This is a genomic window from Rhizobium sp. BK112, assembly GCF_014193215.1.
GTDB lineage: Bacteria > Pseudomonadota > Alphaproteobacteria > Rhizobiales > Rhizobiaceae > Rhizobium > Rhizobium anhuiense.
Window position 1 is genome coordinate 591,133 of sequence record NZ_JACHYZ010000003.1, and the last position, 25,284, is coordinate 616,416.

General features: G+C 62.8%; 18 protein-coding genes. 11 read left to right on the top strand and 7 right to left on the bottom strand.

The window, feature by feature from the left end:
* The first annotated feature begins 29 nt into the window (after positions 1-29).
* Positions 30-1,067 carry a LacI family DNA-binding transcriptional regulator gene (locus tag FHT75_RS12215; protein ID WP_183844762.1) on the top strand — a complete coding sequence of 346 codons (1,038 nt, stop codon included), beginning with the start codon at positions 30-32 and terminating at the stop codon, positions 1,065-1,067.
* A 7-nt stretch (positions 1,068-1,074) separates the two neighbouring features.
* Here FHT75_RS12215 and FHT75_RS12220 read toward each other — a convergent pair whose 3' ends face one another.
* Together FHT75_RS12220 and FHT75_RS12225 are read right to left on the bottom strand one after the other, a co-directional pair.
* Complete coding sequence (locus tag FHT75_RS12220) at positions 1,075-2,367, bottom strand: MFS transporter (RefSeq protein WP_183844761.1); 1,293 nt, start codon at positions 2,365-2,367, stop codon at positions 1,075-1,077.
* 141 nt (positions 2,368-2,508) lie between these two features.
* A complete protein-coding gene (locus FHT75_RS12225; protein WP_183844760.1) occupies positions 2,509-3,708 on the bottom strand; it encodes a multidrug effflux MFS transporter in 1,200 nt (399 codons plus the stop codon).
* Between the two features lie 273 nt (positions 3,709-3,981).
* Here FHT75_RS12225 and FHT75_RS12230 point away from each other — a divergent pair, with 273 nt between their 5' ends.
* Positions 3,982-4,722 (top strand): TetR/AcrR family transcriptional regulator, encoded by a 741-nt coding sequence (locus tag FHT75_RS12230; protein WP_063475951.1) that lies wholly within the window; start codon positions 3,982-3,984, stop codon positions 4,720-4,722.
* A gap of 29 nt (positions 4,723-4,751) precedes the next feature.
* Here the strand turns inward: FHT75_RS12230 and FHT75_RS12235 are convergent, their stop codons facing one another.
* The gene (locus FHT75_RS12235; RefSeq protein WP_028756285.1) at positions 4,752-5,192 is read right to left on the bottom strand and encodes a response regulator; all 441 of its coding nucleotides are present in this window, start codon (positions 5,190-5,192) and stop codon (positions 4,752-4,754) included.
* A gap of 280 nt (positions 5,193-5,472) precedes the next feature.
* On the opposite strand from FHT75_RS12235, the gene FHT75_RS12240 reads away from it, so the two are divergent.
* On the top strand, positions 5,473-6,012 hold the full coding sequence (locus tag FHT75_RS12240) for a murein L,D-transpeptidase family protein (protein WP_183844759.1): 540 nt from the start codon (positions 5,473-5,475) through the stop codon (positions 6,010-6,012).
* A gap of 18 nt (positions 6,013-6,030) precedes the next feature.
* On the opposite strand, the gene msrA is transcribed toward FHT75_RS12240, so the two are convergent.
* Positions 6,031-6,735, bottom strand: a complete 705-nt coding sequence (gene msrA / locus FHT75_RS12245; protein ID WP_183844758.1) for a peptide-methionine (S)-S-oxide reductase MsrA — start codon at positions 6,733-6,735, stop codon at positions 6,031-6,033.
* A 198-nt stretch (positions 6,736-6,933) separates the two neighbouring features.
* On the opposite strand from msrA, the gene FHT75_RS12250 reads away from it, so the two are divergent.
* The 5 genes from FHT75_RS12250 to cueR all read left to right on the top strand — a co-directional run bounded on the left by FHT75_RS12250 (position 6,934) and on the right by cueR (position 20,229).
* Entirely contained in the window at positions 6,934-12,402 is a 5,469-nt protein-coding gene (locus FHT75_RS12250) for an alpha-2-macroglobulin family protein (protein WP_183844757.1), read from the top strand.
* Positions 12,402-14,483 (top strand): penicillin-binding protein 1C, encoded by a 2,082-nt coding sequence (gene pbpC, locus FHT75_RS12255; protein ID WP_097595611.1) that lies wholly within the window; start codon positions 12,402-12,404, stop codon positions 14,481-14,483. Before FHT75_RS12250 ends, pbpC begins: the two co-directional genes overlap by 1 nt.
* Before the next feature lie 103 nt (positions 14,484-14,586).
* The gene (treY, locus tag FHT75_RS12260; RefSeq protein WP_183844756.1) at positions 14,587-17,196 is read left to right on the top strand and encodes a malto-oligosyltrehalose synthase; all 2,610 of its coding nucleotides are present in this window, start codon (positions 14,587-14,589) and stop codon (positions 17,194-17,196) included.
* A 108-nt stretch (positions 17,197-17,304) separates the two neighbouring features.
* The gene (locus tag FHT75_RS12265; RefSeq protein ID WP_028759051.1) at positions 17,305-19,830 is read left to right on the top strand and encodes a heavy metal translocating P-type ATPase; all 2,526 of its coding nucleotides are present in this window, start codon (positions 17,305-17,307) and stop codon (positions 19,828-19,830) included.
* A 9-nt stretch (positions 19,831-19,839) separates the two neighbouring features.
* Positions 19,840-20,229, top strand: a complete 390-nt coding sequence (gene cueR / locus FHT75_RS12270; RefSeq protein WP_097543521.1) for a Cu(I)-responsive transcriptional regulator — start codon at positions 19,840-19,842, stop codon at positions 20,227-20,229.
* A gap of 37 nt (positions 20,230-20,266) precedes the next feature.
* On the opposite strand, the gene FHT75_RS12275 is transcribed toward cueR, so the two are convergent.
* Entirely contained in the window at positions 20,267-20,575 is a 309-nt protein-coding gene (locus FHT75_RS12275) for a hypothetical protein (protein ID WP_028759112.1), read from the bottom strand.
* A gap of 189 nt (positions 20,576-20,764) precedes the next feature.
* On the opposite strand from FHT75_RS12275, the gene FHT75_RS12280 reads away from it, so the two are divergent.
* The 3 genes from FHT75_RS12280 to FHT75_RS12290 are packed head-to-tail and all read left to right on the top strand — an operon-like array spanning position 20,765 to position 22,789.
* Positions 20,765-21,304: a sigma-70 family RNA polymerase sigma factor gene (locus FHT75_RS12280; protein ID WP_003553462.1), complete on the top strand. Its 540-nt coding sequence runs from the start codon at positions 20,765-20,767 to the stop codon at positions 21,302-21,304.
* A complete protein-coding gene (locus FHT75_RS12285; RefSeq protein WP_028759110.1) occupies positions 21,291-22,058 on the top strand; it encodes an anti-sigma factor family protein in 768 nt (255 codons plus the stop codon). Before FHT75_RS12280 ends, FHT75_RS12285 begins: the two co-directional genes overlap by 14 nt.
* 20 nt (positions 22,059-22,078) lie before the next feature.
* On the top strand, positions 22,079-22,789 hold the full coding sequence (locus FHT75_RS12290; RefSeq protein WP_183844755.1) for a Bax inhibitor-1/YccA family protein: 711 nt from the start codon (positions 22,079-22,081) through the stop codon (positions 22,787-22,789).
* 221 nt (positions 22,790-23,010) lie between these two features.
* Here FHT75_RS12290 and FHT75_RS12295 read toward each other — a convergent pair whose 3' ends face one another.
* Together FHT75_RS12295 and FHT75_RS12300 are read right to left on the bottom strand one after the other, a co-directional pair.
* Entirely contained in the window at positions 23,011-24,141 is a 1,131-nt protein-coding gene (locus tag FHT75_RS12295; RefSeq protein WP_097595603.1) for an RHE_PE00001 family protein, read from the bottom strand.
* Between the two features lie 450 nt (positions 24,142-24,591).
* Positions 24,592-25,263: a response regulator transcription factor gene (locus FHT75_RS12300; protein ID WP_028758519.1), complete on the bottom strand. Its 672-nt coding sequence runs from the start codon at positions 25,261-25,263 to the stop codon at positions 24,592-24,594.
* Positions 25,264-25,284 lie beyond the last annotated feature (21 nt).

Here is a 25,284-nt window from a genome sequence, read left to right on the forward strand (position 1 = left end):
GGCGCTGTAAGGGAGGAAGATCGCCTGAGATGAAGGGAATTCGCCAGCTTGCCAAACATCTCGACATTTCGATCGGAACCGTATCCCGTGCGTTGAACGGCAAGCCCGACGTCAACGACGAAACGCGCCGACGGGTGCTTGCCGCCGCCGAGGAGCTCGGATACGTCGCCAACCAGTCGGGCCGCAGCCTTCGCCAGGGCATGACCAACGTCATCGGGCTGATGCTCGAAGTCAGCCGCGAGACGGTCGAAAACAGCGACGACTTCTTCCTCGGCGTCACCGACGGGCTGCAGAGCGTCTTTTCCCGTCACAAGCTCGATCTCGTCATGCTGCCCTGTCCCGATGACGAGGATCCGCACGAATATCTGAAGCGCATGGTGGCGCGCCGCCTGGTCGATGCGCTGATCATCTCCGCGACGCGACGCACCGACCGGCGCATCGAGCTTCTGGAAAAGGCCCGCATCCCCTTCGTGGCGCTCGGCCGCAGCGCGTCCGGCGGCAGCTATACCTGGATGGATCTCGATTTCGAGGGCGTGGCGGCGCGCGGCGTCGACCGGCTGGTCGCGAAAGGCCACCGGCGGATCGCGGTAGCCGCCCCCTCCTCCGACATCAATCTCGGCTACATCTTCCTCGACAGTTACCGCCAGGCACTGCAACGGCACGGCATTGCCTTCGATCCGGCTCTCGTCATCCGCGTCAAGTCGAGCGAACAGGGCGGCTATCAGGCTGGCCACGAATTGCTGATGATCAAAGAGCGGCCGACCGCGATCATCCTGATCCACGAGCTGATGGCGATCGGGCTTTACCGGCGGCTGGCCGAGGCCGGCATCGTGCCCGGCCGCGACCTCGCCGTCGTCGGTTTCCGCGAGGAGCCGCGCACCCATTTCCTGCAGCCGTCGCTGACCTCCTTCCGCATGTCGCTGCGCGATCTCGGGGCGCAACTTGGCGAAACCCTGCTCGCCACCATGCCGGCCTATGCCGATCATTATCCGCAGGGCGCCCGCAACCGGATCTGGCCGCTGGAACTCGTTCCCGGTGAAAGCGACGCTTTCACCCTGACAGCCTGAACCTTTCTCAGACCCGGCTCGCCGCCGCCGCATGCTCCCGTTGCGACAGCTGATGCGTGACGACGAAGACCAGCAGGGCGCCGGCAGCCAGGCAGGCGGCCAGGAAGAACATCGGCGCGATCGTGCTGCCGCTTGCTTCCTTGATCCAGGGCACGACGTTCTGGGCGACGAAGCCGCCGAGATTTCCGACCGAATTGATGGCGGCAAGGCCCGCTGCAGCACCCGCCCCCTTGAGGAAACGGGAGGGCAGGCTCCAGAAGACAGGCTGGGGTGCGAAGATGCCGGCAGCGGCGACGCAGAGGAAGGCGAATTGCAAAGCGTGGTTCGGGATCAGCGCCGAGAGCAGCAGGCAGGCAGCGCCGATGAAAGCGGGAATGACAATATAGGGCGTCTTCGATGGCGCCTTGTCGGCCATGGCGGGAACGGCATAAAGCGCGACTGCAACCAGCACCCAGGGAATGATGTTGAGGAAACCGTTCACCGTGTTGCTGACGCCGAAGGCCTGGACGATGGTCGGCAGCCAATAGCTGAGCCCATAGGCCGAAAGCGGAAAGGCGATATAGCAGAGCGCCATCAGCAGCACGCGCGGGTCGATGAGCGCCTTGAAGCCGTTTGAGGCATTCTCGCCCATGCCGGCATTTTCCGAGGCAAGCCTGCGTTCGAGCCAGGCCTTCTCCTCACCGCTGAGGAAGCTTGCGCTTTCGGGCCGGCCGGGAAGATAGAAGAAGGTGACGATGCCGGCGATGACGGCCGGAACGCCCGTCGCGAGGAAGACCCACTCCCAGCCGGCAAAGCCGTAGAGACCGTCGAGATCGAGCAGCATACCGCCGAGCGGCGCGCCGACGGCATTGGCGATCGCGCTGAAGATCATGAACAACCCGACCATCCTGCCGCGATAGGCCGAGGGAAACCAGAGCGTCAGCAGATAGAGGACGCCGGGAAAGAATCCGGCTTCGCAGACACCGAGCAGGAAGCGCAGGATGTAGAACATCGTTGCGTTCTGCGTGAAGGCGAGCGCGACCGTGACGAGGCCCCAGGAGACCAGGATGCGCGCAAACCAGACGCGGGCGCCGAGCCGGTCGAGGAAGAGATTGCTCGGCACCTCGAAGAGGAAATAACCGATGAAGAACAGCGAAGCGCCGAGGCCATAGGCATATTCGCTTATATCAAGCGCATCGACCATCTGCAGCTTGGCGAAGCTGACATTCTGCCGGTCGATATAGGCGATGAGATAGAGGATGCCGAGAAAGGGCATCAGCTTCCAGGTGATTTTCGAGATCAGCCGCTTCTCGTCGACCATGCGTATCCTCCGAAATGACAGTGCTTCGTCACGGCGTAGATAGAGCGGTCAGATGATAATCAATTGCGCGTTGCATTTTCTCACCCAAGTGCGACCAGTCATGTGGCCGCACCCGGGAGACCGGGTGCGGCCTGTCGTCGATCATTCGGCCGCGGCAACGGCGGAGCGGCGGCCGATCGTTGCCTGGGTCAGCACGAAGGCCGAGAAGGCGCAGAGCGCGATACCGGCGGCCATCGGAACGGCGGTGCCGTCGAAGAAGACGCTCGATATGACCATGGCGACGGCGGCGATCACGAAATGCAGCGTGCCCATCAGCGACGAGGCCGTGCCGGCGATCTCGCCGTGATCCTCGAGGGCGAGCACCGCGCTCGTCGGAATGACGAGGCCGAGGAAACCGTAGCCGATGAACAGGAAGGTCGCCATCACAGGCAGCTGGTTGAAGCCGGCGGCCATCACCACCGCCATGACGACCATGGCAAGGGCAAAGGCGCTGACTGCAATCCGCATGACGCGCATGAGGCCGAACCGCTCGCCGAGCCAGCCCGTCGCCTGCGATACCGCGAAGAAGGACACGGCGTTGATCGAGAAAGCGAAACTGTATTGCGTCGGCGTCAGCCCATAATGCTGGATCAGCACGAAGGGCGAGTTGGCGAGATAGACGAGGAAGCTCGAAATGCCGAGGCCGCCGATGAAGGTCAGGGTCAGGAAGTTGCGGTCGGTGAGCAGCAGCCGATAGGCGGCCATAGCGCTCTTCAGACCGCTGCCGCTGCGCTCGTTGACGGAGCGGGTTTCCTCGAGCTGGGTGGCGAGCAGGACAAGGCCGATGAAGGCGGCGATCGTCACTGCCCAGAACACGCCGCGCCAGCCGTAGAATTCGATGACGGCGCTGCCCGTCAACGGCGCCAGGATCGGCGAGATCGAGAAGACCAACATCAGCAGCGACATCAGGCGGGCGGCCTGCACGCCGGTGTGCATGTCGCGGACGATAGCGCGCGGAATGACCATGCCGGCGGCTCCGCCGATCCCCTGAACGAAGCGGAAGGCGATCAGCGTTTCGATATCGGTGGCCAGCGCACAGCCGATCGAAGCGACGGCGAAGAGGCCAATACCGAGATAGAGCGGCAGCTTGCGGCCCCACATATCCGACAGCGGACCGTAGACGAGCTGGGCGAGCGCAAAGGAGATGAAGAAGGCGAGAAGGGTGAGCTGGGTGACGTTGTTATCGGCATGCAGATCCTGGCCGATGGAGGGCAGCGCAGGCAGATACATGTCGATGGCGAAAGGCCCGATGGCCGACAAAAGGCCGAGAATGAGGGCAATGCGAAAGAAGGAAGCCGTCATAATGGTGATCTTTCTTAAAAGCGCAGCGGAGGTACCGGATCGTCGCTCCGCGACTTTGCTCTTAGAGCGCCATGCGTCCTCTCGGACGCACAAAGGGACGCTCTAATCTTTGAATTTACGCATCGTGCTTTCCGAAAATCGAACCGATTTTCGGGCCGATGCGCTAGGGTTCAATGATGATCGTTCGCGCGAAGACGAAGTTGGGAGCTCATATCTCCAGCGGCAAACCAAGAGTGTCAACAAATTTGGACACGGATGTAAAATTAGACGCCATTGTCTAAAACGTCAAGACGTCTTATCTTCGCTCTCATGAAAGATCGCATGACACCGGCAGCCCGGATTGGGGGGCATACGCAGCGCGGCCAATGCGCCAAGCGCATGTCGATCCTCGATGCCGCCGCCGACGTCTTCTGCCGCCAGGGTTTTGCCGGCGCCAGCATCGACGAGATCGCCGCAGTCGCCTGCGTATCCCGCCAAACGATCTACAATCACTATCGCGAGAAGGAAACGCTGTTCGTCGCCGTCGTCGAAGACGTCATGAACCGCGCCAACGCCATGCTCTTCTCGGTGCTGTCATCTTTCCCGGACAACGCCGACGATCTTGAGGGTGAACTGACGGCTTTCGCCGTGCGCCTCAATAAGAACTGCATCTGCAACCACGATGGAAAATTCTTGCGCAAGCTGGTGCAGACCGAAGGCGAGCGGTATCCGCACCTCTTCGAAAGCTGGCGCCAGCAGGGGCCGGGCAAGCTGATCACTGCCCTTTCCGCACTGTTCGCGCGGCTTGCCCACAAGGGAACGCTCGTCATCGACGATTTCGACGTCGCCGCCCGGCAGTTCGTCGCGCTCGGCAATGCCGACCTGCAAATGATGATCCTTCTCGGCGCCACACCCACCGATGAAGAGCTGGAAAAGGCGGCGCGCAACGCCGTCCGTACTTTTCTCAAGGCCTATGGCAGGCCGGTGGCCGAAAAGGCCGGCCAGCAGCCGCAACTCGCAGCCATCTCAGGCTGATCAGGCCTCCTCTGATCGGGGCCCTCTGATCAGGCAAAGACCGTCATCTGCGAAGGCACGACCGCGAACATGCCGACGCGGCGCGCGGCAAGATATTTCACCAGCTGTTCGACAACCGAAGGCATGACCGGCTTCTGGACCACGCCGACCGCACCCTTGACCCCATCGGCGACGATTTCTGGATTGCCGGTCATGAAGACGACCGCGATGCCATGCTCTTGCGCCAGCCGCCGGCCGATCTCAGGCCCGGTCGGGCCGTCGGCGAGATTGACGTCGACGAAAGCGATATCGGCAAGCGGCGCCAGCCGTAACGCCTGTTCGCAATCATTGGCAAGGCCGGCGACCTGCATCCCCATGCCTTCCACCGTCGCCTCGAGATCGAGCGCAATCAGGAATTCATCTTCGACGATCAATACTCTCTGTTTCATCAGATCATCTCGTTGCCAGCGCCGCACGACATTGGTGGCCATGATACGTCCCCTTGTTACGCCTATACTTCGAAAGAGGGATCCGCTCCGCCAGCCTGTCCTTCAAGCGAAACTCATGGCGGTAACGGGCAACTCGAAGATATGTTCCGCGGTGGAACGCGATTTGCCATATTTAAGATATTGTTAACGTTGATAAATTCTTAATAACAAGGAGATGGAGAAAAAGGCGGAGCCGGATCGCGCTTAAGCTCGAGGCTACATCTTATGGCTGAAGGCGCGATAAGACGGTATAACCCTTGCGTTACCTCAAACGAGAATCATATTGAGAAACACATTTATCGTTCTGGCCGCCGTGATCATCGGCTTGTTCGCTTACACCAAATTGATGGCCGGGGTCGGTTCAGGCTCGCCGCCTGCGGATGCGCCTTTCGAGCAACGGGCTGACCTCATTCGCGTTTATAAATCCGAACGCCGCATGGTCCTTCTCAGAGGCGATGCCGCCCTCTCGACATACCGGATTTCTCTTGGGTGGGCTGCCGACGAGGGTCCCAAGCAGCGAGAAGGTGACGAGAAAACACCCGAAGGACGGTATGAGATAGACTGGCGAAATCCCAAGTCCATGGCGCATCTCAGCCTGCACATTTCCTATCCAAATCCTGATGACCAGCGCAACGCTCAATCCGGCGGCTTCCCCCCCGGTGGCGCGATCATGATCCACGGCCTTCCCAATGGCTGGGGCCTGTTCGGAAACATCCATCAACTGTGGGATTGGACGGATGGGTGCATTGCGGTCACCAACGCGGAGATGCGCGATATCTGGGCTCGCGTACCCGACCATACGCCCATCGAGATTATGCCCTGAACTGTTGCCACGGCCTTTTCAGCCCTTGGCCTTCAGGACGAGGACCGGCTGGCTGCGATAGTCGGCGGGAAACAGCGACTTGAGGTTCTCGATTTTCGGCAGGTCGTTATAGACGATATAGGGATAGGTCGGATTGAGCGTCAGGAAATCCTGATGATAGGCTTCGGCGGGATAGAAGCCGGTGGCTTCGGACACCTTGGTGACGATCGGCTGGGCGAAGACATGCGCCTTGTCGAGCTGCTCGATATAGCTCTCGGCGACCTTGCGCTGCTCGGGATCGGAGACGAACAGCGCCGAGCGGTATTGCGTTCCCCGATCCGGACCCTGGAAATTCAGCTGCGTCGGGTTGTGCGCCACCGAGAAGAAGATCTGTAGCAACTTGCCGTAACTCACCTGATTCGGATCGAACTTGACCTGAACGGATTCGGCGTGACCCGTCGCGCCGGTGCTCACGGTTTCATATTGCGCCGTTTTGGCATCGCCGCCGGCATAGCCGGAGACGGCGCTCTTAACGCCCTTCACGTGTTGGAAGACGCCCTGGACGCCCCAGAAACAGCCGCCGGCGAAAATGGCCGTCTCGGTGCCGGATCCGGCCGCCTGGTCAACGGCTGGCGGCGGGATGACGACCGCCTCCTCGGCCGCGGCTACGCCACACGCACTGAGCGAGACGACGGCGGCGGCAAGGAACGCGGCAAGGCGCCGGCGATGGGAAGACGTGGACATTGCGCTACCTCCTGCGACAGCCCAAATTCTTGCGCATCCTTGCAAAACCCGCAAATCACAAGCCGGTCACTCACGCCGATGTGACAGCTGGACGAAAGCCCCTGTGCGAACATGAAACAGCGCTCAACTTGAGTTGACAATCCCGCGAGGAGTGAGGAGAGTGCCGCCGATCAGAGCCTGCATTTCCGGGGGGAACCTATGTCCGTGCGCTCGTTCTTTGCATTCGCGACAATCGCATTTTTTTCCACGATCGCCGTCAGCCTTCCCGCCGCCGCTGCGGACACCAAGCGCGACATCCAGACGATCAAGGACGCCGATTTCTTCGGTTTCGATCTTCGCACGGAGCAGAATGTCTCGCTCGATCAGTGCAAGACCTCCTGCATCGGCGACAAGAGCTGCAAGGCCTTCACCTACAATCCCAAGGTGAAATGGTGTTTCCTGAAATCCGATTTCAAGACGATGAATGCTTTCCCCGGCGCGATCGCCGGCAAGATCGTCGAAACATCAGGCAAGCAGGAGCCCGAAATCGGCGCCGCGCCGCGCCTGACCTTCCTGACCAACGACCTCATCCAGCAGGCCCATGACTTCAAGGACAATCTGGCGCTTACCGACGACCAGCAGGGCCAGGGCGTCGACAGCCTGACGGCCAATGCCCGCATCGACCTCACCGCCAACAATCTGGCCGAGGCGCTGAAGTCCTTCCATGGCGCGCTGTCGATCACCCCTGACGACGCCGATCTCTGGCTCGAAACCGCCCGCGCCGCCGCTTCGCTCGGCAACGCCGAGACCAACACATCCGGCCAGGCCGTGCTCGACGCGCTGAACGGCTACGAGCTGACGCGCACCAAGACCAAGCGCGCCGAGGCGCTCGCCGTCCTCGCCGACGCCCTGGACCGCAACGCCAATTACCGCCCGGCGCTCGACGCCTACAAAGCGAGCCTGGCGCTGGTTGCCTCCGACGATGTTCAGACCGCCTACCTGCAGCTGAAATCGACGCAGGGCTTCCGCATCACCGAACACACGGTCGATGCCGACAGCGCCACGCCGCGCGCCTGCGTCACCTTCTCCGAGGCGCTGGTCAAGACCACCGACTACACGCCCTTCGTGACGCTGAACGGGGCAGCTCCCAAGGCGCTGGAAACCAAGGACAAGCAGATCTGCGTCGAGGGGCTGACGCATGGCGAGACCTACAAGATCGCTTTCCGCACCGGCCTGCCGTCCTCCGTCGACGAGGCGCTCGAAGCACCTGTCAGCATCGACGTCTATATCAAGGACCGCAGCCAGATGGTGCGTTTCACCGGCGACAGCTTCGTGCTGCCCTCGACGGCGCGCCGCGGCATCCCGCTCGTCTCGGTCAACCTGAACTCGGCCAATCTCAAACTCTACCGCATCGGCGATCGCGCCATTGCGCCGCTCTTGACCAATTCGCAATTCCTGAGCCAGCTCGACGGCTACAGCGCCCAGAACATTCAGGACCAGAATGGCGAACTCGTCTGGCAGGGCTCGATCGACATCGCCAACGAGCTCAACAAGGACATCGTCACCAGCTTCCCGGTCGACGAGGCGCTGCCTGAGCGCAAGCCCGGCATCTACGTGCTGACGGCAACAGGCCCGAACGGCCCGGCGCAGGAGTGGGATTCACAGGCGACCCAATGGTTCCTGGTCTCCGATATCGGCGTCACCACCTATGCCGGCACCGACGGGCTCAACGTCTTCACCCGTTCGCTCGCCTCGGCCAAGCCGATCGCGGGTGTCGAACTGCAGTTGCTCGCCAAGAACAATGAAGTGCTCGGCACCGCGACGACCGACGAAAACGGCCGCGCCACCTTCACCGCCGGCCTGATCCGCGGCACGGCGGCGCTCACACCCGCCGTCATCGCCGCCAGGAACGGGACCTCGGACTACGTCTTCCTCGACATGACACGCGCCGGCTTCGACCTTTCCGACCGCGGCGTGACGGGCCGCGCCGCCCCCGGCGCGATCGACGTGCTGACCTTCACCGAACGCGGTATCTACCGCGCCGGCGAAACGGTGCATGCCCAAGCGCTCGCCCGCGACACCGACGGCAACGCCATCGAGAACCTGCCGCTCACCTTCATCTTCAGCCGCCCCGATGGCGTCGAAGACCGGCGGATCGTCAGCCAGACCAGCAATCTCGGCGGTTATTCCATCGATTTCGCGACCCAGGAAACCGCCATGCGCGGCACCTGGACGATGAACATCTATACCGATCCCAAGGGCAGCGCGATCGCCAGCAAGAGTTTCCTGGTCGACGATTTCGTCCCCGATCGCACCGACATGGAGATCAAGACCGAGGCCAAGGAAGTCGGTCCGGACACGCCGGCGACGATCACCGTTTCGGGCAAATATCTCTACGGCGCCCCGGCCGCCGGGCTGACGCTCGAAGGCGATGTCGTCGTCAAGCCGACGCGTGAGAGTGCTGCCTTTAAGGGCTTTCTGTTCGGCCTCGCCGACGAAGAAGCGAGCGAGGATTCGCGCCTGCCGATCGATGGCCTGCCGGAACTCGACGAGAACGGCGAAGCCTCGACGGATCTCACCATCAGCGACCTGCCGGCCACGACGCAGCTGCTCAACGCCACTGTCTACATACGCATGCAGGAAGCGGGCGGCCGCGCCATCGAGCGCTCTCTGACCATTCCGGTGAAGAACGAGCGGGCGTCTATCGGCATCAAGCCGGAATTTTCCGGCGACCTGCCCGAGAACTCGATCGCCAACTTCACGGTGATCGGCGTCAATGCCGCCGGGCAGAAGCAGGAGGCGAAGAGCCTGCGCTGGAAATTCTACAGCCTCAATCGCGAATACCAATGGTATCGCGAGGGAACGGCGTGGAAATACGAGCCGGTCTACACCGCCGAGCAGGTTTCCAACGGCAGCGTCGACGCGACGATGGATGGCGGCAAGATTTCCGTTCCGGTGACCTGGGGCCGATATCGTCTCGAAGTGGAAAGCCCGGATGCCGACGGCCCGACCTCCAGCGTCGAATTCGACGCCGGCTGGTTCGTCACCTCGACCTCGACCGAAACGCCCGACGGGCTGGAAATCGCCCTCGACAAGGACAGCTACAAGATCGGCGAGACCGCCAAGCTGAAAGTCACCTCGCGTTATGGCGGCGAGCTGATGGTGACGGCCGGCACCGAAAAGCTGGTCGCCGTGCAGAACGCTGCGATCGGCGAGACCGGCGGCGAGGTCGACATCCCCGTGACTGCGGACTGGGGTGCCGGCGCTTATGTCACAGCCACGCTCTTCCGTCCCGGCGATGCCCAGGACAGCCATATGCCGATGCGCTCGATCGGCATCAAATGGCTGAAGGTCGATCCCGAACAGCGTGCGCTGCAGGTGACGCTCGCAACACCCGAAAAAATGCTGCCGCGCGGACCGCTCGATATCGGCCTGCAGGTGGCGGGCGCCGGCGCCAACGAGGACGCCTATGTGACGGTTGCCGCCGTCGATGTCGGCATTCTCAACCTGACGCGCTACGAACCGCCGAACCCGGAAGACTGGTATTTCGGCCAGCGCCAACTCGGCCTTGAAATCCGCGACCTCTATGGCCGGCTGATCGACGGCTCGCTCGGTGCGACCGGCAAGCTCAGGACCGGTGGTGACGGCGGCGCCGTGGCGCTGCAGGCAAGCCCGCCGACGCAGAAGCTCGTCGCCTTCTTCTCCGGGCCGGTGAAGCTCGACGCCGAAGGCAAGGCCCATGTCTCCTTCGACATTCCGCAATTCAACGGCACGGCGCGCGTCATGGCGGTCGCCTGGTCGAAATCAGGTGTCGGCCACGGCGTCAAGGATGTCATCATCCGCGACCCTGTCGTGGTGACCGCAAGCCTGCCGAAATTCCTCGCCCCCGGCGACAAGGCCAATCTGCGCCTCGACATCGCCAACACCGACGCGCCGGCCGGCGACTACAAGCTGCAGCTGACCGGCAATGATGCCGTCGGCATCGAACAGGCTTCCGCCGCGCAGACGATCCGCCTCGAGGCCGGAGCGAAATCCGAGTTGACGCTTTCGCTCGTCGGCAAACAGCCAGGCGCCGGCAGCGTCTCGATCAACCTTTCCGATGCTTCCGGCCTGTCGCTCGACCAAACCGTCGACGTGCCGGTGCGCCCCGCATCGCTGCCGATCACCGAACGGCGGGTGCTGGCGCTGAAGCCGGGAGCAAAGCTCACCGTCGACAAGAACCTGCTGGCCGATAGCGTGCTGCCCGGCGCCTCGATCAGCGTCAACGTCACACGTTCGGCCGCCTTCGATATCCCGGCCTTGCTGATGACGCTCGACCGCTATCCCTTCGGCTGCGCCGAGCAGACCACCAGCCGGGCGCTGCCGCTGCTCTACCTCGCCGAAGTGGCAAAGCAGGCCGGCATGGCAAATGACGAGGACGTGCACCAGCGCGTGCAGGACGCGATCTACCGCGTGCTCTCCTACCAGGCCTCGGCCGGTAGCTTCGGCCTCTGGGGACCGGATTCGGGCGACGTCTGGCTCGATTCCTACGTCACCGATTTCCTGACGCGGGCCCGTGAAATGAAATATGACGTGCCGGAAAGGGCCTTCGTGCAGGCGCTGGAAAACCTGCAGAACACTCTGTCCTACACCACCGACATCAAGGGCCAGGGCGATCAGATCGCCTATGCCATCTACGTCCTTGCCCGCAACAAGAAGGCCGCGATCAGCGATCTGCGCTACTATGCCGATACGATGATCAACGACTTCCCGACGCCGCTCGCCAAGGCGCATATCGCTGCGGCACTGGCCCTCTATGGCGATGCGCAGCGTTCGAAGAATATCTTCCTCGACGCGCTGCAGATGTCGGAGCAATCGATGGTGTCGCGCGTGAACCTGTCGCGCACCGACTACGGCACGATCCTGCGCGATGGTGCTGCGATCCTGGCGCTCGCCGCCGAAAGCCGGCCGGTGCCGCCTGTCATCCCGGAACTCGCCAAGGCCGTCGGCAAGGAATGGGGGCGCAGCAAATATAAGAGCACGCAGGAAGAAACCTGGATGCTGCTTGCCGCGCGCGCCATTCAGGGCGGTGACGATGGACTGAAGGTCGATGTCAATGGCGCGCCGCATACCGGCGCCTACATGGCCCGCATGACCGGCGATGCGCTCGCCGACCATCCGCTGACGCTGACCAACCAGACGAACGACACGGTTTCGGCTGCAGTCACCACCGTTGCCGCCCCCACAGTGCCGCTGCCGGCCGGTGGCGACGGCTTCATCATCGAGCGCAGCTACTACACGCTCGACGGCGAAGAGGCGAATGTCAGCGAGGCGAAGCAGAACGAACGCTACGTCGTCGTCATCCATGTGCGCGAAACCAATGACTGGCCGTCGCGCATCGTCATCACCGATCTCCTGCCCGCCGGTTTCGAGATCGACAATCCGAATCTCGTCGACAGTGCCCAGATGACGAATTTCGATTGGATCGGCGAGATCTCGGCCGCCCATACCGAATTCCGCTATGACCGCTTCGTTGCCGCCTTCAACCGCGCAGCAGGCGACAATCGCGAATTCAACGTCGCCTATGTCGTGCGCGCCGTCACCCCCGGCACCTACGACCATCCGGCGGCAAGCGTCGAGGACATGTACCGGCCGGAGCTTTCGGCCCGCACGGCGACCGGCAAGATGGAGGTCGTGGCAGCGCAATAATGAAGCGGTGGCACAAGATCGCGATCGGATCCGCGGCCGGCATCGTTCTTGCCGGTGCGGCTCTCTTTGCGCTCGACGCTGCCGACAAGGCTTATCCGCCGCCATTGGACAGGGCGAATGCCGTCTCCGCCGAGGTGCTGGATGCCGACGGGCAATTGCTGCGTGCCTTCGCGACCTCGGAAGGCCGCTGGCGGCTGAAGACGGCGGTCTCCGACGTCGATCCGCAATTCCTGCGCATGCTGATCGCCTATGAGGACCAGCGTTTTTATGATCACGGCGGCGTCGATCCCTGGGCGCTCGGGCGTGCCGCCATGCAATTGGTCGGCAATGGCCGCATCGTTTCCGGCGCCTCGACCCTGTCGATGCAGGTAGCGCGGCTGATCGAGCCGCGCGAAGGGCGTTCGCTTTCGGCAAAGCTGCTGCAATTGGTGCGCGCCGTGCAGATCGAGCGGCGGCTGTCGAAAGAACAGATCCTCGATCTCTACCTGACGCATGCGCCTTATGGCGGCAATCTGGAAGGCGTGCGCGCCGCAAGCCTTGCCTATTTCGGCAAGGAACCGCGCCGCCTCACGGTCGCAGAGGCGGCTTTGCTCGTCGCCCTGCCGCAATTGCCGGAACGGCGCCGGCCGGACCGCAATCTCAAGACAGCCGAGGCTGCGCGCAAGCGTGTGCTTGACCGTGTGGCGGTGGCGGAAGCCGTGGGCGATGGCGAAGCGGAGCGTGCCGAGGGTGTCGCGGTCCCATCGCGGCGCATGCAATTGCCCGCACTTGCCGCCCATGTCGCGGAAGCCGCGCTGCGCAAGGAGCCTGATGTCCTCAAGCATCAGACGACCTTGAAGAAGCAGGTGCAGCAGGGGCTGGAATCGGTTGCGCGGGCAGCAGCCATGAAGCTCGGGCCGAAGCTGTCGCTCGCTATGGTGATGGCGGATGCGCAAACCGGCGCGATCGTCGGCGAGGTCGGCTCGGCCGATTATTTCGACGCCAGCCGCTCCGGCTGGATCGACATGACCCGCGTCAACCGCTCGCCGGGCTCGACGCTGAAGCCCTTCATCTATGGGCTCGCCTTCGAACAGGGCTTGGTGTCCCAGGAAACGATCATCGAAGACCGGCCCGCCGATTTCTTCGGCTACAGGCCGCGCAATTTCGACATGAGCTATCAGGGCGACGTCACCGTGCGCGAGGCGCTGCAGCTTTCGCTGAACGTGCCGGCGGTCAAGCTGCTCGATGCGGTCGGGCCGTCGCGGCTGATGGTGCGCTTCCGCCGCGCCGAGGTGCGCCCGGTCCTGCCGCCGAATGAGACGCCGGGGCTGGCGATCGGTCTTGGCGGCGTCGGCATCACCTTGAAGGATCTGGTGCAGCTCTATACGGCGCTCGCCAATCGCGGCCAGCCGGCAAGGCTCGGCGACGGTGTCACCGGCGCACCGGGCAAACTCGACGGCGAACCGCTGCTGGAGCCGGTCGCGGTCTGGAGCGTCGCCGATATTCTCTCCGGCGTCATTCCGCCCGCCGGCGCGCCGCAGCGCGGCATCGCCTACAAGACCGGCACGAGCTATGGCTATCGCGACGCCTGGTCGGTCGGCTATGACGGGCGCTATGTGCTCGGCGTCTGGGTCGGACGGCCCGACAATAGCGCCGTGCCGGGATTGACCGGCTATGGCACCGCAGCACCCATCCTATTCGAGGGCTTCGCCAAGTCCGGCATCGCAACGACGCCGCTGCCCCGCCCGCCGGCCGGCGCCGTGCGCATCGCCCAGTCTGAGCTGCCGATCAGCCAGCGCCGTTTTGCGCTGAATGCCAATGGCCTGCTCGTCGCCTCCGGTCGCGAGGCAGCACCTCAGATCATCTATCCGCCCGAGGGCGCGCATGTGGATCTCGGCGCTGGAGCAGGCAACCTGTCACCCCTGATGCTGAAGCTGCAGGGCGGCCGCGCCCCGTTCCGCTGGCTTGCCAACGGCAAGCCGCTGCCCGACCTCTCGCGTCGGCGCACCCAGCAATGGCTGCCCGATGGCGGCGGCTACTCGAAACTGACCGTCATCGACTCGGCCGGGAGGGCCGCAAGCGTGGGCGTCTTCATCGACTAACGCATCGTGCTTTGCGCGTCTGAAAAGACGCGCGGCGCTGTAAGGGAACAAAAACCCGGCCACAACCGTTGGAGAGGGTCTCCCTCCAACGTCAGACGGCCTCATGACACTTCCGACCGCGACCTACCGGATCCAATTCCGCAACGGCATGACTTTCGATCGCGCCTGCGACCTCGTCCCCTATCTCAAGACGCTTGGCATCAGCCACCTCTATACCTCGCCGATCTTTACCGCCGTCAGCGGCTCGACCCACGGCTATGACGTGACAGACGCCAACGAAATCGACCCGACGCTTGGCGGCCGGGCCGGATTCGAGCGGCTGACGGAAAGTCTCGCCTCGGCCGGCATGGGACTGATCCTCGACATAGTACCGAACCACATGGCGGCCTCGCCGGAAAACGGCTGGTGGCGCGACGTATTGGCATTCGGCCGGCAGAGCGCTTATGCCAGCCACTTCGACATCGACTGGAGCGAGCCGCTGACCCTGCCACAGCTCGGTCAGGATTTCGATCGCGCTCTGGCCGGCGGCGAGCTGCGCATCGCGCTCGACGAAACGCATGGCAATTTCGCGCTCGGTTACTTCGAGACGCTGTTGCCGCTGAACCCCACGAGTTACGGCGCCCTCGCAAACCGGCTCGACGATCCCGTCGCCACCCGAATGGCGGAGGCTGCGGCCGAGACGTCCGGCGAGGATTTCAACCGCACGATGCGCGATATCCTCTTCGAAGGCGGCGATCGGGCCATCCTCCAGCAAAAGCTCGACGAGGTCTCGGCCGATCTCGATTTCCTGAGAAGCCTGCACGAGGAACAGCATTGGCGGCTGACCCACTGGAAGGACGCGGCACGGCATCTGAGTTATCGCCGTTTTTTCGAGGTGACCGGCCTGGTCGGAACCCGCGTCGAAGATCCCGCGGTGTTCGAGGACATGCACCGGCTGGTGATCGAGCTGGTGCGCCATGGCAAGGTGCAAGGCCTGCGCATCGACCATGTCGACGGGCTGGCCGAACCCAAGGCCTATCTCGACAGGTTGCGGGAGGCGGTGGGACCAGACACCTATATCGTCGTCGAAAAGATCCTCGGACGCGGTGAGGTCCTGCCGGAGAACTGGCCGGTCGCCGGCACCACGGGATATGAGTTCATCGCCGCGCTCAGCGAGCTGTTCATTGAGAGCAGCGGTCTGCGCATATTGGACGGAGCCTATCGCAGCCTCGCCGGCGAGACCGGCAATCTCGAAGAGAGCCGGCAGATTGCCAAGCGACTGATGGTCGAACGCAATTTCGCCGGCGAGACCGACAGGCTGGTGTCGATCGCGGCAGGCATCTTTCCCGAGCTGAAAAGAGACGAGATCGCCACCGCGCTCTGCGAACTGCTGATCGCCTTTCCCGTCTACCGCACCTATGGCGACGGAGGCCCGCTTTCCTGGCAGGATGCAGCGGTCCTTGCCGGGACCGCGTCGCAGGTTTTGCCAAAGCTCGATGATCGCAGTGCCTGCGACCATGTCCTGAAGCTTCTCGAAGGCAAGATCGAAGGTGATGCGGCCCATGCGTTCCGGATCCGCTTCCAGCAATTGAGCGGGCCAGTGATGGCGAAGGCGACAGAGGATACGCTGTTCTATCGCTACAACAGGCTGCTTGCCGCAAACGAAGTGGGCGGCGAACCGGGCAAGGCGCCCGGCGGCATGGAGGAATTCCACCGTCGCATGGCCGAGCGGGCGCGGCTGCAGCCGCATGGGCTTTCGGCGAGCGCCACCCACGACACCAAACGCGGTGAGGATGCGCGCGCCAGGCTTTACGCGCTGAGCGAGGGCGCGGATGTCTTTGCCCAGGCGGTGGAGCGTTGGCGCGACATGAACCGGCCGTGGCTGCAGGAACTGGCGGATGGCATTGCACCGGAGCCGAATGTCGAATGGATGCTCTATCAGGCGCTGGCCGGCATCTGGCCGGAAGACTTCGACAGAGGACGGACGGAAGAACTGCGCGAACGCCTTGCCGACTACGCGGTCAAAGCCGTGCGCGAGGCGAAACTGCGCGGCGATTGGACGGAACAGAATGCCGCTTACGAGGAGGCGGTGACGACCTATGCCACGGCGCTGGTTTCACCTGAGAATGACGCCTTCCTCGAAGATTTCGAAAGGGTGCTGCAGCCCTTCATCGCGGCGGGTTACCTCAACAGCCTGTCGCAGACGCTGCTCAAGCTGACAGCCCCCGGCATTCCCGATATCTACCAGGGTGCGGAGGGTTTCGACTTCAGCCTGGTTGATCCCGACAACCGTCGGCCGGTCGATCATGAACGGCTGGCGGCCTGGCTTGATGAAGCCGGGCCGATCGCCAAGCTGCAGGCGGCGGCGCTGAAACAGCGCATCGTCGCGATCGGCCTGCAGTTGCGCCAACGGTATGTGGACCTCTTTGCCAGAGGCGACTATCTGCCGCTGAAGGTGACGGGCAACCGCCGCGATCATGTGCTCGCCTTTGCCCGGGTGCATAAGAGTGATTTCGCGATCGTCGCCGCGCCGCGGCTGATGTTCGGCTGGCTCGACCCTGGCGTGCTCTTTGCCGGCCCGGAATTTTGGGAGGATACGGCGATCGCTGTCCCCTCCCCGCTTCACGGGCTGAAGGCGGATCTGGTGACCGGAAAGACGATCGAGCCCGGGGGCAGCATCTCGGTCGCCGCCCTGCTCGGGAGCCAGCCGGTCGGGCTGATCACCCCACTCTGAGGTATCCAGCGCCAACGCATCGGACATTCGTCAAAATAGTGCTTGACCTTCCAGTTGCTGGAAGGTTCATAACCCTATCCAGATGCCGCTCCCGGCGCGGAGAGAGTTATGAATATCAAGCACGAACACGATCACCATCACAGCCACGCCCATGGCGACAATCATTGCCATTGCGGCCATGATCAGGAGAAGGCTGCCGACGCCATTGTCCGTGATCCCATCTGCGGCATGACCGTCGATCCGCAGGCCGGCAAGCCCTCACTCGACCATGGCGGCCGCACCTATCATTTCTGTTCCGAGCATTGCCGAACGAAATTTGCGGCTGCACCCGAGGATTACCTGACGGCGAAGGACCCCGTCTGCGGCATGAGCGTCGATCGCTCGACGGCGAGATATTTCCTGAAAGCCGAGGGCGAGAAATTCTATTTCTGCTCGGCCGCGTGCCAGGCGAAGTTCGAAGCCGACCCTGCAGCCTACCGCGATGGCCAGCGCCCGACGACAAAACCGGCGCCGAAGGGTACGCTCTATACCTGCCCGATGCATCCTGAAGTCGTCAGCGATCGCCCCGGCGACTGCCCGAAATGCGGCATGGCGCTGGAGCCGATGGGCATCCCCCCAGCCGACGAAGGCCCAAACCCGGAACTCGTCGATTTCGTCAGGCGGCTCTGGGTCAGCGCCATCCTTGCCCTGCCGCTGCTGGCGCTCGGCATGGGGCCGATGCTCGGCCTGCCGCTCCGCGAAGCGATCGGCGAGCCGCAGGCGACCTTCATCGAACTGCTGCTGGCAACCCCGGTGGTGCTCTGGGCCGCCCTGCCCTTCTTCCGCCGCGCATGGGCGTCCGTTGTCAACCGCAGCCCGAATATGTGGACGCTGATCGGTCTCGGTGTCGGCACCGCCTATCTCTACAGCGTCGTCGCCACGCTTGCGCCCGGCATCTTCCCGATGAGTTTTCGTGGCCATGGCGCGGCCGTGCCGGTCTATTTCGAGGCAGCGGCCGTCATCGTCGCGCTCGTCTTCGTCGGCCAAGTGCTGGAATTGAAAGCGCGCGAACGCACCGGCTCGGCAATCCGCGCTTTGCTGGACCTTGCGCCGAAGACAGCACGCCGCATCGATGCCGAAGGCAACGAAAGTGACGTGCCGGTGGACGATATCAATGTCGCCGACCGGCTGCGCGTTCGCCCCGGCGAGCGGGTGCCGGTGGACGGTTCCGTCCTCGAGGGCCAGTCGACCGTCGATGAATCGATGATATCGGGCGAGCCCCTGCCCGTAGAGAAATCGAAAGGCGATCCGCTGACCGGCGGCACGATCAACAAGAACGGCACCTTCCTGATGTCCGCCGAGAAGGTCGGCGCAGACACGGTGCTGTCGCGCATCGTCGACATGGTCGCCAAGGCACAGCGCTCGCGGGCGCCGATCCAGGGGGCGGTCGATAGAGTATCGGCCGTCTTCGTGCCGGCGGTCGTCGCCGTCGCCCTTCTTGCCTTCCTCGCCTGGGCCGCGATCGGGCCGGAGCCGCGCATGGCGAACGGCCTGCTTGCCGCCGTCGCCGTTCTGATCATCGCCTGCCCCTGTGCGCTCGGCCTTGCGACGCCGATGTCGATCATGATCGCAACGGGGCGTGGTGCTGGAGAAGGCGTGCTGATCAAAGATGCCGAAGCGCTAGAACGCTTCTCCAAGGTCGATACGCTGATCGTCGACAAGACGGGCACGCTGACCGAAGGAAAGCCGAAGCTTACCGATATCGCAGCCTTCGGCGGGGTCGGGGAAGACCGGCTGCTATCGCTGGCGGCAAGCCTGGAGCGCGGCTCCGAACATCCGCTGGCCGAAGCGATCGTTTCCGGCGCCGAGGAGCGCGGTGTCGCCTTCGTCGAGGTCACCGGCTTCGAGGCAACGACCGGCAAGGGCGTTCAGGGCATTGCCGACGGCACGATGGTCGCGCTCGGCAATGCGGCGATGCTTGCCGATCTCGGCATCGATCCGGCAGCACTTAGCGAGAAGACCGAAGCTCTGCGGGGCGACGGCAAGACGGTGATGTTCGTGGTGTTCGACGGCGCGCTTGCCGGGCTTGTTGCCGTTGCCGACCGGATCAAGCCGACAACGGCTGCCGCCATCCAGGCGCTGCATGACAGTGGGTTGAAGATCATCATGGCGACGGGCGACAATGAGCGCACGGCGCGGGCGGTGGCAAAAAGCCTCGGCATCGACGAGGTGCGCGCCGATGTGCTTCCGGAAGGCAAGAAGGCGCTGATCGATGAACTGCGTAGCAAAGGCGCTATCATCGCCATGGCCGGCGACGGCGTCAATGACGCGCCGGCGCTTGCCGCCGCCGATGTCGGCATCGCCATGGGCACCGGCGCCGACGTCGCGATGGAAAGCGCCGGCATCACTTTGGTGAAGGGCGATCTCACCGGCATCGTCAGGGCGCGGCGGCTGGCGGAGGCGACGATGCGCAACATCCGCCAGAATCTCGGCTTCGCCTTCGGCTATAATGCGCTCGGCGTGCCGGTCGCCGCCGGCGTGCTCTATCCGATCTTCGGGCTGCTGCTTTCGCCGATGATCGCCGCGGCAGCGATGAGCCTCTCCTCCGTCTCGGTGATTTCAAATGCGCTGAGACTGCGCTTTGCAAAACTATAGGAGATAGCGATGAATATCGGCGAAGCATCGGAACGGTCCGGCCTGCCGTCTAAGACCATCCGCTACTACGAGGATATCGGCCTCATCCGCCCCGAAAGGGGTGGAAACGGCTATCGCGACTATGCCGCGACCGACGTCCACAAGCTGCGTTTCCTGCAGCGCTCGCGCGGCCTCGGCTTTTCGGTCGAGGAATGCCGGCAACTGCTGGCGCTCTACGAGGACAAGGATCGGGCGAGCGCCGACGTTAGGGATATCGCTCAGACAAAGCTTACCGAGATCGACCGCAAGATCCGCGAGCTGACGGAACTGCGCCGGACGCTGGAGCACCTCGTGCATGCCTGCCACGGCAACGACAGGCCGGACTGTCCGATCCTCGAAGAGCTTTCGGACGGCGCCTGACCATTTCGCACGAGCAGGCCGATTCAGGCGGCCTGCATCAGGAAAGCGGTTGTATGTTCTGGTTGGCCGCCTGCGAAGTTTGAGCCCGCTCGTCGGGCTCGTCCTCTTCACCCTCGTCCAGCACGCCGTCATCCAGCCGGTGCTTGATCGCCAGCGCATAGATCACGTCGAGAATATTGCGGTCTCTGAGATGAGGATCGGTCAGCGCGAGAAGCGAGGCCCGGACGATCTTCTTGCTGGTGGCCTTCGGACAACGCGCCTTGACGAAATCATAGAGCGCCTCATCCGTCAGCCCTTCCATGGCGCCGTCCACGAGAGCTTCGTAGACCCGCTTCTTTTCCTTCATTCTTTATTTTTCCCCTGCAAATCAGCGGCGTCATGATCTGTCATGTAATTGTCACACACAATCGCCGATTTGAGGCGCCTGTCCACTGGAGAAGAATGTCCGATCGTGGTCCGGGCAGCATTCTTTTGGCTGATCAACTTTTTTGACCCGGCCGGGAATAAAATCGGCTGCACTTGCGTATACTCAATCATGGAACGCAAAGACCGCCCCTTCGATGTCATCGGACAGCTTGCAGCGCTGAGGCGCTACGCGCGCTCGCTGGTGCGCAATTCGGACGAGGCGGAGGATCTGGTGCACGATGCGCTGGTGCGCGCCTTCGAGAAGCGCAAGAGCTTCCGCAGCGGCGGCAACCTGCGCACCTGGCTGCTCTCCATCCTGCACAATGCCCATATCGACCGTCTGCGCCGGAACCGGTCGCTGACGCGCCGCCACGACGAGGCGGCTGTCGAAGCCGAGCAGTCGCTGCCGGCCGGCCAGGAACATGCTGTGCGCCTGCAGCAGGTGCGCGACGCCTTCTTCGACCTGCCGGAGGAACAGCGCGAGGCGCTGCATCTCGTCGCCATCGAAGACCTTTCCTACCAGGAAGCAGCCCAGGCGCTCGGCATTCCCGTGGGGACGCTGATGTCGCGCATCTCGCGGGCTCGCGCGCAGCTGCGCGAATTCGAGGAGAAGACACCACGCGTTTCGCATCTGAGAATTATCGGAGGGAACGGCAATGAAAGCAATTGATCCGATCCTCGATGCCGATCTCGACGCCTACGTCGATGGCGAACTCGATGTCGCCCGTCGCATCCAGGTGGAATCCTATCTTTCCGAGCATCCGGCGATTGCCGCCAAGGTGATGGCCGACCTCAGCGTCAAGGGCGAACTGCGTCTGGCGCTTGCCGGCGAAAGTGCCTTCGGCCGCCCCGAGACCCGCGATGCCGCCCGCCGGCTGGAACGTGGCCTTTCCTATGGCCGCATCTTCCATTCCATGCAGCGCATTGCCGCCGTCGGTATCCTGATCGCCGCCGGCTGGGTGGCGCACAATTCCTTCGGCGCCTTCTCGGCGACAGAGGTGTCGGCTTCCGTTCCGGCGCCCGCCTATGTCGAGGATGCCGTTCGCGCTTATCAGACCGCGGCCCTGCGCCAATCGATGCCTTCGCAGACATCGGCCACCTATAACGCTGACGACATCCGCGCCGCCACCGCGATCGTGATGCCCGAACTGCCTGGGGATTGGAAAGTTGCCGACGTGCAGATCTTCCCGTCCGAATTCGGCCCCAGCGTCGAAATGGCGATCGAGCAGTCCGATGGAAAGCGGCTGTCGCTTTTCGCCGTCCGCCCGGGCGCCTTCGAAGTCAAGCCGGTCAGTCATCTCACGCTTGAGAAAGCAGAAGCCGCCTATTGGCAGATCGGCGAGGTCGCCTATGCACTCATCGCCGACGATAGCGGTCTCAATCTCGACCAGGCGGCCGAACGGCTCGCCCGCTCGCTCTATTAATTCAAACCGAGGAGATCAGCATGAACCCGATCAATCCCCGCTACGGTGCCGTCGCCGGCTCCCAGGCCCTCTTCGACGAAGGCCTGCGCGAGCATATGCTGCGCGTCTACAACTATATGGCTCTCGGCCTCGCCATTACGGGCCTCGTGGCCTTTGTCGTCGGCTCGACGCCGGCACTCTACGTCCCGATCTTCGGCTCGCCGCTGAAGTGGGTGGTGATGCTTGCTCCGCTCGCCTTCGTCTTCTTCTTCTCGTTCAAGATCCAGACGATGTCGGCCAGCACCGCTCAGATCACCTTCTGGGCCTTCTGCGCCGTGATGGGCCTGTCGCTCGCTTCCGTCTTCCTGGTCTTCACCGGGATGAGCATTGCGCGGACCTTCTTCATCACCGCCACGATGTTCGGCGCCACCAGCCTCTACGGCTATGCGACCAAGCGTGACCTCTCGCGCATGGGCTCGTTCCTGATGATGGGCCTGTTCGGCATCATCATCGCCAGCATCGTCAACATCTTCCTGGGTTCGAGCGCACTGCAGTTTGCGATCTCGGTGATCGGCATCGTCGTCTTCGTCGGCCTCACCGCCTACGACACGCAGAACATCAAGGAACAGTATTCGGAGAACTTCGATCAGGAATCGAACCAGAAGCTCGCCGTTTTCGGTGCGCTCTCGCTCTACCTGAACTTCGTCAACATCTTCCAGCTTCTGCTCAACTTCACCGGCGAGCGGGAATAGGACTGCGCTTCTGGGGGCAAAGGAAGCGCAAGAGCGCCTGGTCTGCAGTCTGTGACAGGATGGCTGGCTGGGTGCTCACCTAAAGGAAACGGCCGGGCCAACGCCCGGCCGTTTTCGTTTCAAGCGAACCGCGTCAAATCGCACTCATGCGACGCGCTTTAAATCTTTGTCTTATGCATGTCGTTGTCCCAAAGCCGCTGCACACTTTTGGGCGACATGCACTAGATGATACCCCAGGCGCGATAGCGGCCGCGGCCGGTGATTTCGCGAATGCCGATCTCGTTGACGAGGTTGAGCGCGCCGCGCGGCGTAATGCGCAGATGACGGGCGATCATCGCCGCCGAGACCATCGGCCGCGACAGGATGAAATCGGCAAGCTCCGGCAGGCTGCTGTTCGAACGGCGGCCGCGAAAGCGCAGCTCCATCTGTGTGCGCGCCAGGGACAGGCGGTCGATTTCCTTGAGGCCGGCCGCAGCCCCGAGATGCATCGCCTCCAGAAAGGCTAGCAGCCGTGTCGCCCGATCGCGCGCCCGACGACGCTCATGGCGCACCAGTTTCAGTCCGCCGTAGAAAGAAAAGAGGTGCGAGGCAACCTTGCCGCGGGCGCGCAGCTGGCTTGCGACCAGAAGACCGCCGAGCCAGTGCTGACGCCGCAACGGCTCGATCCTCTCCCAGGCTTCGAAAAGGATGACGGCGCCGAGAACCGGCGGCAAGCTGTCGGCCAATGGCAGTACGCTCCGCCACTCCGCAAGCCGCTGTTCCTCGTCCCATTCGTCGTCACCAAGCAAGCCGAGAGGATCTTCGTTGGGCCTTGCCGGGGCAACGGCCGTCTCGCCTGCCGGCGTTTTCCCGGTATGGATATCGAGCAGCTTCTGCGAGCGCGCAAGCAGCGCATCGATCTCCGCCATTTCGGCCGCGAGCGGCCCGTCCTCATCCTCGCCCTCTTCATCGGCCTCAACCGGAGCTGCGAGGCTCTTGGCGTCCTGCGCTTTCCCCTCCCCTTCCCCGCCGGTCGCGGTCAGCGTTGCGAGGCCCGCGACGCCAAGTGCCCAGCCGGGTTCGCCGGTCCATATGCGCCGACGTGCCCGCAGCACGGAATGGGCGATCGTCAGTTCGTGGGTCGGAGCGCGGCTATCCATATGCGCATCATGCAAAACGAGATCCTCGACATGCACGAGTTCGCCGGCCACCCAAAGCGCGCCGGCGGCATCGAAGAAATGACTACGTTCGGCAAAGCCTTCGCCGACCACCGAACGCAACACCCGCTCGTCCAGCCGCGCCAGCGCATCCTCCGCCGCGGTAAGGGAGGGAAGCAGAGTTTGGAGCATTGCACCGTCGATATCGTAGCGCATTGTTAAACTTTACGGTTTTTCACAAATGGAAGCAAAATACGAGTTTCTTTCCGATGTATGCCATGGTTAACGATGTATTTCAACAAAAGGTCTGGGAAGGAGCCGTTAAGATGGCTGATCGAGCGGCTGCATAAGGAAGCACTCGGACGCGGCATGGCGTTCAGGCATGCCTGCGATTTCTCTCAGATAGACAATCGCATCCTTCGAAGTACCGCTGCTTGCAATCCCCACCACCTCACGCCGTTCGCGAACGGTAACGATCGCCCCGGTTCAAAATGGGTGTCTTCGAAGATTGTCAGCTTGTCGACCTCATTAGCTGCGCCAACCAATTCGAAAACGAAGTCTGTTTTTGCAGGTCGAGGTCAAATTCTGGCTGCGCCGCTTCCCACTGGCACCGATCTCTCAGGCTAGCCAATCCGGACCCACCCCGGCTGAAGCTATGATCGGGCATCAAAGATCGTGACATTCAAGAGCGTAACCCACACCGTATAGCGTGCGAATCTTCAGATTGCGGAGTCCTGCAAATGCTTTTCGCAGCCGGCCGATATGCACGTCAACCGTCCGGCTTTCCACGGCGTGCGGAGCTGGCCAAACGGCCTCGATGAGTTGCATGCGCGTACTGATCTGCCCCTGCCTTTCCAATAGGAATTTAAAGATTCTCATCTCCATTGGCGCAAGTGCTATTCTTGTGCCTGACACCACGACGACGTGCGACCCGAGGACGACCTCGGCGGTGGCAGCAAAATTTAGTTGGGTTAGCGCCTCCGAGCGCGGCCTTATGCCGTGGAGAAAGGCGAGAAGCTTTGAAGGCGACAAAGGACGTGTGATGCCTTCGTCGAGCCCGGCCTTGATCAACTCCAAGTGTTGGGCACGCGTGTCCTCACCGATAAGAGCACCCACTGGAATCCCTGAATTCTTCAAGAGCGCACATAACGGCGCAATATCACTCGACCACCCTGCACAATCCAGTACGATGGCGGAAACCCCTGCAGATGCGCAGGCTACCACGACATCGTCGTCACTTGCAGCAAGACGCGCCTCGAAGCCCTCACAACGCAGGATATGCGCGAGGAGCAGATAAAGCTCAGCGTTCCGTGAGCAAACCAGAATGACAGAAGCCATGTCGATTGCCTCTTTCCTAGC